The sequence below is a fragment of the Streptomyces sp. ADMS genome, from assembly GCF_033441795.1.
GTDB lineage: Bacteria > Actinomycetota > Actinomycetes > Streptomycetales > Streptomycetaceae > Streptomyces.
Genome location: NZ_JAVFVX010000254.1, coordinates 1 through 3,097 on the forward strand (window position 1 = coordinate 1; position 3,097 = coordinate 3,097).

The 3,097-nt window shown below is 71.6% G+C and carries 2 protein-coding genes and 1 pseudogene; all 3 read left to right on the plus strand.

Annotated elements, in window-relative coordinates; all coding sequences use genetic code 11:
- Window positions 1-92, plus strand: a pseudogene (locus RB628_RS42850) (alpha,alpha-phosphotrehalase); the annotation flags it as partial.
- 28 nt (window positions 93-120) lie between these two features.
- Entirely contained in the window at window positions 121-1,488 is a 1,368-nt protein-coding gene (locus RB628_RS39985; RefSeq protein ID WP_318325559.1) for a maltokinase N-terminal cap-like domain-containing protein, read from the plus strand.
- Window positions 1,489-1,493: 5 nt separating this feature from the next.
- The coding region (gene glgB, locus RB628_RS39990) for a 1,4-alpha-glucan branching enzyme (RefSeq protein WP_412180802.1) at window positions 1,494-3,097 on the plus strand (1,604 nt) is incomplete at its 3' end.

Sequence of the window (3,097 nt, forward strand, 5' to 3'; positions counted from 1 at the left end):
GCGAACTCCCCTACCTCCTCACCCTCGCAGGCCACGGCTTCTACTGGTTCCGGCTCGCCCGAGTCGCCCCGCGCACTGCCCGACGACACTGAGTGTGTGCCCGCGAAAGGACGCGTCACCATGACGAAGACCGCATCTCTTCGCCCGAGCAGGACGGACCTCGTCCGGCCGCTGACCTCGTTCGGCGGGCTGCTGCGCGAGTGGCTGCCCGAGCAGCGCTGGTTCGCGGGCAAGGACCGGCCTGTCACGGACCTGGGCCTGCTGTCGATGACCCAGCTGTTTCCGGGCTGTCTGCACCTGCTCGTCCGCACCGGTCACACGGCCGTCCCCACCCCCGGTGGCCCTCCCCCGCCCAGCGACTGCTACCAACTGCTCCTCGGCGTACGGGACCGCCCGTCGCCGCGTCTCGGCCGGGCCCTCATCGGCCGCGCGGACGAGGGACCCTTGGCTGGGCTGCTGGTCTACGACGCGTTGCAGGATCCCCGGGCCGCTGGACTGCTGCTGGAGCGCCTCCGGAACCCCGGGCCGGCCGGCCCCCTCCGCTTCGAGGCGGACCCCGGTGTCACCGTGCCCGCCGGACTCGCCCCGCGTCTCCTCGACGTCGAGCAGTCCAACTCCTCGCTCGTGTACGGCGACTCCTTCATCCTGAAGGTGCTCAGACGCGTCCAGCCGGGTGTCCACCCCGACCTGGAGGTGCCCGCCGCCCTCGCCCGGCAGGGCTGCGCCCGCGTACCCGCCCCGGCCGCCTGGTTCCGGACCGCCCTGCCGCAGGACGCGACTCTCGGGGTGCTCCAGCCGTTCCTGCCCGGCGCCTCCGACGGCTGGACGCTCGCCCTGCGCGCCCTCGCCTCGGGGCACACCTTCACCGACGAGGCCTACGAGTTGGGGCGCGCCACCGCCGACGTACACCTGGCCCTCGCGACCGCGTTCCCCCGCGACACCCGCAGCACGCGGCACAGCCGGCGTACGGCGGCGGCGATGACCGAGCGGCTCGATGCCGCCGTGCACTGCGTACCGGCGTTGCGGCCGTACGCCCAGGGGCTGCGAGCCGCCTTCGACACCCTGGCCGGGTTCGACGCCGGCCCGGCCGCCCAGCGCGTCCACGGTGATCTGCACCTCGGACAGGTGCTGCGCACCGGCGACGACTGGTTCGTGATCGACTTCGAGGGCGAGCCGTCCCGCCCGCTCGCCGAACGCCGCAGCGCCCAGTCACCGGTACGTGACATCGCCGGCATGCTGCGCTCCTTCGACTACGCCGCCCGCACCCGCCTGCCGTGGCGCCCCGAGTGGGCGCGGCGCTGCCGCGCAGCCTACTGCGCGGGGTACGCCGCCCGCGCCGGGTGGGACCCGCGGCGCAACCCCGCGCTGCTGCGCGCCTACGAGACGGACCGAGCCGTGTACGAGGTCGTCTACGAAGCCCGGCACCGCCCCGACTGGCTCCCCGTCCCCATGGCGGCGATCGAGCGACTCGCCGCCCTAGGAGGCTGACCACTGTGGCCCTGCGCGACCCCTCCCTCCCCGACACGCCCTCCCTCGGCAGACCCGATGCCCTGTGGGACCCCGGCGAGAAGCAGCGTCTGCTCTCCGGCACCCATCACGACCCGCACTCGCTGCTCGGCGCGCATCCCGTGCCCGGCGGCGTCGTCTTCCGTGCTCTCCGCCCGTACGCGCGTGGTGTGAGCGTGCTCGTCGACGGGCAGGCCCGCAGGCTCGACGACGACGGTGACGGCTTCTTCAGCACCGCACTCTTCCTCGATCTGCCCTCAGCCGCGATCCCCGACTACACGTTGCTGGTGTCGTACGACGGCGGCGAGTCGGAGATCGAGGACCCGTACCGTTTCCTGCCCGCGCTCGGCGACCTGGATCTGCATCTCATCCGTGAGGGCCGGCACGAGGAGCTGTGGAAGGCGCTGGGCGCCGAGCCGATGACCCACCAGGGCGTCACCGGCACCCGCTTCACCGTCTGGGCGCCCAACGCACGCGGCGTACGGGTGACCGGGGACTTCGCCTGCTGGGACGGTACGGCGCATCCGATGCGGTCGCTGGGCTCCTCCGGGGTGTGGGAGCTGTTCGTACCCGGCGTGGGTGAGGGCGAGCGGTACAAGTTCGAGGTCGCGGGTCGCCATGGCGGCCGGGTCATGAAGGCGGACCCGATGGCCCGGCGCACCGAGGTGCCGCCCGCCACGGCGTCCGTCGTCACCGCCTCCCACTACGAGTGGGGCGACGAGGAGTGGCTCGCCCGCCGGGCCGCAACGGCCGTGCACAAGGAGCCGTTCTCCGTGTACGAGGTTCATCTTCCGTCCTGGCGACCCGGGTTGACGTATCGTCAGCTGGCTGACGAACTCCCCGCGTACGTCGCGGACCTCGGCTTCACGCATGTGCAGCTCATGCCGGTCGCCGAGCATCCTTTCGGCGGGTCCTGGGGGTATCAGGTCACCTCCTACTACGCCCCGACCGCCCGGCTGGGTTCCCCGGACGACTTCCGGTATCTGGTAGACGCGCTGCACCGGGCCGGTGTAGGCGTCCTGCTGGACTGGGTGCCTGCACACTTCCCCAAGGACGACTGGGCGTTGGCCAGGTTCGACGGGGAGCCTTTGTACGAGCCCGGCGATTCGCGGCGTGCCGAGCATCCGGACTGGGGAACGTACGAGTTCGACCTCGGGCGCACCGAGGTGCGGAACTTCCTGGTGGCCAACGCCGTGTACTGGTGCGAGGAGTTCCATCTCGACGGGCTGCGGGTGGACGCGGTCGCGTCGATGCTCTACCTGGACTACTCGCGCGATTCCGCGCAGTGGACGCCGAACGTGCACGGCGGCCGGGAGGACCTGGCCGCGGTGGCCTTCCTCCAGGAGATGAACGCCACCGTGTACCGACGGGTGCCCGGTGTGCTGACGGTCGCCGAGGAGTCCACCGCGTGGGGCGGGGTGACCCGGCCCACCGACAGCGGCGGGCTCGGCTTCGGCCTGAAGTGGAACATGGGCTGGATGCACGACTCGCTCGGCTACATGGGACACGAGCCGGTCCATCGCAAGTACCACCACAACGAGATGACGTTCTCCATGGTGTACGCGTACAGCGAGAACTACGTCCTGCCGAT